We start from the raw sequence: 7,082 nt of genomic DNA, 5'->3' as shown, positions 1-7,082 counted from the left end.
TTTATGAGTTTTGCAACACCATCTATAGTAGTTAAAGGGGGACCGCCACATCGCTATCAAGGTAAGAAAATACAACATCAATTATAGTAGAGGTTATTTCTTTTTTTAGGCTACATGTAGGGAATTTAAAGTTTTGCATATGAAATAAACCTAACGGGTTTATATTTTTGAAGAATGTTGATACAGGTATGATTCTGAAAGATCTTGCAGATGCTACCCTTCGATAAAGTGATAATACTGCACAAAATCTTATTCTTAAACAATTAGGTGGACCTAATGAATTCCAAAAATCAATGAGAGAAATAGGAGATACCGTTAAAAATACTGAACGTTTTGAACCAGAGTTAAACGAAGTGTATTCAGGAGACACCCATGATACTAGTACCCAAAAGACATTAGCTGCTAGTCTTCAGGTTTTTACGCTAGGAGATGTGCTTTCATCTGAGAAACGGGATTTATTAATAGATTGGATGAAAAGGAATACTACGGGAGACAACTTAATTCGTGCTGGAGTTCCAGGAGGGTGGGAAGTAGCTGATAAGACTTGTTCGGAATCTTATGGAACCCGAAATGATATCACAATTGTTTGGTCACCAAATAATTGTGATACTTTCTAAACATGATAAAGTGGATGCTAAATACGGTGATAAGCTTATTGCAGAAGCAACAAAGATAGTGTTAGAAGCTTTAAAAGTGACAAATAAATAATAATAGTAATTAGTTATTAATATTTTCCCGTTTATCCGTCACAATACTGTGATGGTCTTTTTGTGTATTTTAAAAAGAATCTACTTAAGTAAAGAAAAAAGATAGAAACAATCCCTATTGAAATTATTAATTAAGTAACAACAAATATACGCTTTATTGGATACTTATTGCATTTAAGGGGGTAGGTAAGATATCATCTTTTTTACATAAGTAAAATATTAAATAACAAATGGACTTTAGAAATTGCGCCTAAATTAAAGGAGAGTATGTTATGAATACAATCATGATTGTAGAAGATGATATGAAAATTGCTGAATTATTGGGAACTCATATTAAAAAATATGGATACCAAAGTGTTATTATAGCGGATTTCGAAAATGTCTTAGATATATTTCAAGAGGTAAAACCAGATGTAGTGCTATTAGATGTAAATTTACCTAATTTTGATGGTTATTATTGGTGTCGTCAAATACGAGCTATTTCTACTTGTCCAATTATATTTTTGTCTGCAAGGAGTGGAGAGATGGATCAAGTTATGGCTTTAGAAAATGGTGGCGATGATTACATTACAAAACCTTTTTATTATGAGGTTGTAATGTCTAAAATCCGTAGTCAACTCAGAAGAGCATACGGTGAATATGCTCCTAAAGTAAAAGAACGAATAGTTGAGCAATCGGGATTATTCCTGTTCCCAGAAAGAATGGAACTTCAATTAAATGATAAGACAACTTTACTTACTAGAAAAGAAACAACTTTATTAGAAATATTAATAACAAAGTCTCCGCTCCTTGTAAAACGTGAAGTGATTTTAGAACAACTATGGGATAGTTCATATATAGACGAAAATACATTGAGTGTAAATATAGGTAGAATTAGAAGGAAACTGCAAGATTTAGGTATTGAAAATGCACTGGAGACAGTTCGTGGTGCTGGATATCGTTTACATGCTACTTGGGAGAAGGAAGGAAAGGAATAATGAAATTATTTTTACAAGAACATATTCCACTCATTTGTTATACATTTGCCCAATTGCTTATCATTCTTTTTATATATTGGTTTGATGGTTATCCACATATTTTGACGGCATTATATTCTGTATTTTTGGGTGTTTTTTTATTAATGGGTTATTTAATATATCGTTATTATAGTCATCGTTCATTCTACAAGCGTCTATCAACACCAATGGAAACTTTAAATGAGTCAATAAAAGATAGTGATTTGACTCCATTATCAATGGCCTTAGAAACATTACTACAATCTCAATATCAATATTATCAAAACCAATTAAAAAAATGGGAACGAAAACAACAAGAACAAATGACTTTTATGAATCAATGGGTTCATCAAATGAAAACACCGCTTTCTGTTATTGAGTTAATTACACAAGATGCAGATGACTCCCGATTTGAAAGTATTAATGAAGAAACGGAAAGAATCAAAAAAGGATTAGAAATGGTCTTATATGTTGCACGTTTAGAAACATTTGAACAGGATTTTCATGTAGACAGATTGCAATTATGGGGAATGATTGATTCTGTAATTCATGAAAATAAACGTCTTTTTATACGTAGTTATGTGTATCCAGAGGTAAAAGTAGATCAGAATCTTATTGTAGAAACAGATAAGAAATGGTTTCGATTTATACTCAATCAAGTACTATCAAATGCAATTAAATATTCATCAAGTAAGAAAGAGAAAGTAATAGTATCGGCGTATTCAAAAGGACGAGCAATTATTTTAGAAGTAAGAGATTATGGAGTGGGTATTCCTATTGCTGATTTACCACGTGTTTTTAATCCATTTTATACTGGAGAAAATGGTAGAAAATTCAAAGAGTCTACGGGAATGGGATTATATCTTGTTAAAGAGGTATGTGAAAAATTAAATCATAAGATTGAGCTAGAATCTGAGGTAGGTAAGGGTACAAAGGTTAGAATCGTATTCCCATATGCTTCTCGTTAACCGATGAAAGGTAGACTTTTCATCGGTTTTTTCTTTTGAATCTTACAAACTTGTTAGATAAATGTTAGGGAAATCGATATGAGACATACTAAATATAGATTACACTTCATATATCGAAAAGAGAAATGGAAGGTGAAATACTTGTGGAGATACTACATGTTTCAGATTTAGGGAAGGTTTATTCTGGGGAAATTTCTTATACAGCATTATCCCATATTGATTTAAAAATAAACAAAGGTGAATTTGTAGGAATTATGGGACCATCTGGTAGCGGTAAAACAACGCTATTAAATATGGTGTCTACTATAGATGCTCCAACATCAGGAGAAGTTTTAATTCATGGAGAAAATCCATACCTGTTATCTCCAAATCAGTTGTCTTTATTTCGAAGACGTGAATTAGGGTTTGTTTTTCAATCATTTAATCTCCTTAATACATTGACAGTGAAAGAAAATATTGTTCTGCCACTTACGCTTGATGGTGTAAGTCCTAGAGAAATGGAAGGAAAAGTGGAAGCTATTGCTGAAAAACTAGGGATAACTGAAATATTAGATAAACGTACGTATGAAATTTCTGGTGGACAGGCACAAAGAACAGCAATCGCACGAGCTACTATTCATAATCCGAAATTATTACTTGCGGATGAGCCTACAGGAAATCTGGATTCAAAATCTGCTAGTGATGTGATGGAATTATTGACAACGCTTAATAAAGATAATAGCACAACGATGATGTTAGTGACACATGATGCAATGGCTGCAAGTTATTGTGATCGTATTGTGTTTATCAAAGATGGACAGCTATACAATGAGATTTATTGTGGAGATAATCGCAAAGTATTCTATCAAAAAATTCTAGAGGTTTTAGCATTATTAGGAGGAAATGCAAATGACTTTTCGACAATTCGCATTTAATAACGTCATTCGAAGTAAACGAACATATTTGGCTCATTTTTTAAGTAGTACGTTTGCTATTATGATTTTCTTTACTTATGCATTACTTGCACTTCATCCTAATTTACAAGGCGATCTTGCTGCCAGTGTAACAATCAATACATTTGCAAAGTCAGGATTACAGATATCGCAGGGGTTAATATTTTTCTTCTCATTCTTCTTTATCCTATATTCTGTAAGTGCATTTTTAAAAACAAGAAAAAAAGATTTTGGAATTCTAATGCTACATGGGATGTCACGTTCACAATTGAACAAATTAGTATTTATTGAAAATATAATAATTGGTATCGCTTCAATTTTAACAGGAATTACAATTGGAATGGCGTTCTCTAAGTTTATCTTAATTATGAGCAACAATCTGCTAATGATTGATAAAGGACTCCCATTTTACATGCCTTTTAAAGCAATTGGAATAACATTTGGAGCTTTCTTCTTATTATTTTTATTTATTTCACTTTTCACTTCTCGACTAGTAAATGTAGAGCAATTAGTAGAATTAATAAAAGCAGAAGAAAAGCCAAAACCTGAACCCAAATCATCCTTTTGGCTGTCTTTATTCGCACTTATTTGTATTGGATTAGGATATACGGCTGTATTCCATAGTGTTAATGCAATTCAATACAAGGATATGAAATATGTATTATTCATGATGGCGACAGGGGTGAGCTTTGTTGTACTTGGGACGTACTTCTTATTTACACAGCTCAGTGTGTATGTGTTACGTGTATTAAAGAAAAGGGAAAATATTTTCTTTAAGAAAACAAACATACTAACCATCTCAGATTTAGTGTATCAATTAAAAGATAATGCAAAAATGTTTTTTATGGTCACTATTATATCTGCCGTTTCTTTCACGGCAGTAGGGACTTGTATGGGATTAGGCAATTCTTCCATGGCTGAATCGGATAGCCCTTTTGCATTTTCTTATCAGTCTCATAAGAATAACCAGTTAGAAAAAGAACATCTAAAAATAATTGAAAGCGAACTGAATAATGGTGGGTTTAAATTCAAACAAGTAGCTTATTCAATAAAACAAATTCCAGATACTCTTTATAACAGTAATGTATTATTAAGCGTTATAAAAATAAGTGATTATAATAAGTTAGCTAATGTATTTGGTTTTGAAAAAGAAAGCTTAAAAGATGAAAATGATAGTATTGTCATACCTGCAAGAAAATTCGCAAATACAAAATCGAATCAAAATAACTTTCAATTGGTGTATAGAAATATAAATCAAGATATGCATATAAATAAAATACTCACTCCGAAAGAATTACAAGATAAAATCATAACGTTAATTATTGTACCAGATGCTAAATATAATCAAATGATAGTGGATCCAGATAATGACCGTGGTGAATCCACTATTAATGGTTTTATTGTGAAAGATTGGGAGAAAACAAAAAATGTTGCTGAAAAAATTGTGACTACTCTTCAGAAAGATAATGAGGGTATACATGAGCCTGTATTATATAACGAACAATATAATTTTTCTTCTTTAATCTCTACATGGTTAATGATGAAACAAGGTTTTGGACTTGCATCCATTATGAGTGTATTAATAGGCATTGTTTTCTTTACATTTGCCGCAAGCTTTTTATATTTCCGATTATACACAGACTTAGAACGAAATCAGCAACAATATAAAATGATAGCAAAAGTTGGTTTAAGTAAACCTGAATTAAAGAAAATTGTGTCACGTCAACTTGCATTACTATTCTTTTTACCCATTGTAATAGCAATTACACATAGTGCAGTAGCTTTTATGGCCTTACAAGAGTTAGCCGATTTTTCAGTCTTGGGTAGTTCTGTTATGGTATTAATTTGTTTCTTAGTTTTGCAAATTATATACTTTTACTTTGTTCGATCTCAATACTTGAAAAAAATGTATAAAACGATTTTTTAATTTAAATATAATTAAAAGAAGGAGAATATAGATTGAAAAAAAGAATTGGATTATTAATAGTAGCAAGTATTTCGATTACCATGTTAGGAGCATGTTCATTATTTGGTACAAAAGACTCTCCAGCAAATGGTCTTTCAATAGAGGTAGAGCAGTTAAATGAACAAACAAGAAATTCTATAATTGACTCATACAAAGATATAACAACCTCACAAGACTTATATCAATTAAAAGAAGGGACTATAGATAATAATAAGCTTGACATAAAGCTACCGACTAAATTTGGGGATTCTATGGATACTGCTACTAGTAATTTACTATTTATTAGTAGAACAACTGCTGAAAAAATGGTCAAAAAGGGGCTTATACTTGAAAGAGATAATAATCAGGGGGACATATCTTCAGATCCTGTGGATTCATTACCAAAATCAAAAAAAGGTGAAACTATCTTATTTGCAAATAAAGAATATAAAGACTTGAAAGAACTAACATTTGATCAGAAAAAAATGAATGTTCAATATAAAGGGGATGTATGGCTATCTCCATATCGTGGTGGATCCAACGTAATGCTATTAATTGTAGATGATACTTTATTTAAAGAAATAAATGGGAAAGAAAAAACAAGACAATTTCTATCTTTTAATAAATCTTTTGGGAATCTTAATTTAGTCAATCAGGGGAAAGAACCAGAATTAAAAAAGGAAATAAATAAATTGAATACGGCTTTAGGTACTGAGGGTAAGGGAGCCGTTGAATTTGTAAATATTAAAGAAAAGTAAAAGAGTAGAAAAAGTTTAGAATGTAATAATTATCTTTGAAAAAATCATTTATTGATTTTTCAAAGATGATTATTTTTAAGGACACAAATAAGTGGACCTGATTTTTTAGTCATAATAAAAAATTTAATACTTACCAAGTACGCTCACAGACTGAATTAGAAATGAAAAAATTGATTGGAATGATTTATGTTAATCGTGATAATGAAAGTAATGGATCAATTAAACGATACAAAAAAGATTTGTTTCATTGGTATAAGTATATAATTCAAACAAATGGCGAAATTATTGTTTGATAAAAAACATTTTAGACTATTAGGGGTGCGGAAGAGATTCTGCCTATAAGGCGAAATTATTTACAAAAACAGTTAAGAAGACCTTATGTTATATTTTAGAGAAAGCATTCGTAGCGGATGCTTTTTTCTTTTTTTAACTGTTTAATTGCTATAGGATAAGCCGGATTCATATCGATTGTTATCACACGTGGCTTTGAAACATAAAAAGACCGCAAAGCTTTCTTGAAAAAGTGCTTTGCAGCCTTTTGGTCTCTTGTTTTGCTTAGACAAAAATCGATTGTGCTTCCTTTCGAATCAACAGCACTGTACAGGTACAGCCATTGTCCTTTAACTTTTATATATGTTTCATCAACAAATAAACAAGGGAACAAATGAAACTTGTATCTTGTCTATATATTGAAACCATAATAAAAGTGAGGGCGGTTTTTATGTTTATTCAAATAAGTTTGAGGTGTGAAAATGGAACAGACGTTTATTGAAAAGT

General features: G+C 31.1%; 5 protein-coding genes and 3 pseudogenes. 7 read left to right on the top strand and 1 reads right to left on the bottom strand.

Features of this window, described 5'->3' with window-relative positions; translation table 11 throughout:
- Positions 1–176: 176 nt before the first annotated feature.
- The 7 genes and pseudogenes from RT27_RS34330 to RT27_RS35905 form a co-directional block, all read left to right on the top strand.
- A pseudogene (locus RT27_RS34330) lies at positions 177–708 on the top strand (serine hydrolase); the annotation flags it as partial.
- Positions 709–979: 271 nt separating this feature from the next.
- Positions 980–1,684, top strand: coding sequence for a response regulator transcription factor (locus RT27_RS27340; protein ID WP_016082835.1), 705 nt, complete (start codon positions 980–982; stop codon positions 1,682–1,684).
- A complete protein-coding gene (locus tag RT27_RS27335) occupies positions 1,684–2,670 on the top strand; it encodes a sensor histidine kinase (RefSeq protein WP_043938344.1) in 987 nt (328 codons plus the stop codon). The genes RT27_RS27340 and RT27_RS27335 overlap by 1 nt, the downstream gene beginning before the upstream one ends.
- A gap of 143 nt (positions 2,671–2,813) precedes the next feature.
- Positions 2,814–3,584 carry an ABC transporter ATP-binding protein gene (locus tag RT27_RS27330; RefSeq protein WP_043938342.1) on the top strand — a complete coding sequence of 257 codons (771 nt, stop codon included), beginning with the start codon at positions 2,814–2,816 and terminating at the stop codon, positions 3,582–3,584.
- Complete coding sequence (locus RT27_RS27325; protein ID WP_016082838.1) at positions 3,559–5,529, top strand: ABC transporter permease; 1,971 nt, start codon at positions 3,559–3,561, stop codon at positions 5,527–5,529. Before RT27_RS27330 ends, RT27_RS27325 begins: the two co-directional genes overlap by 26 nt.
- Before the next feature lie 32 nt (positions 5,530–5,561).
- On the top strand, positions 5,562–6,305 hold the full coding sequence (locus tag RT27_RS27320) for a lipoprotein BA_5634 family protein (protein WP_043938340.1): 744 nt from the start codon (positions 5,562–5,564) through the stop codon (positions 6,303–6,305).
- 158 nt (positions 6,306–6,463) lie between these two features.
- A pseudogene (locus tag RT27_RS35905) lies at positions 6,464–6,598 on the top strand (hypothetical protein); the annotation flags it as partial.
- Between the two features lie 122 nt (positions 6,599–6,720).
- On the opposite strand, the pseudogene RT27_RS34325 reads toward RT27_RS35905, so the two are convergent.
- Positions 6,721–6,951 (bottom strand): annotated as a pseudogene (locus RT27_RS34325) (DDE-type integrase/transposase/recombinase); the annotation flags it as partial.
- Positions 6,952–7,082 lie beyond the last annotated feature (131 nt).

This window comes from Bacillus sp. L_1B0_5 (assembly GCF_000836715.1).
Lineage (GTDB): Bacteria > Bacillota > Bacilli > Bacillales > Bacillaceae_G > Bacillus_A > Bacillus_A thuringiensis_S.
This window is presented reverse-complemented; position numbering and strand designations above follow the sequence as displayed.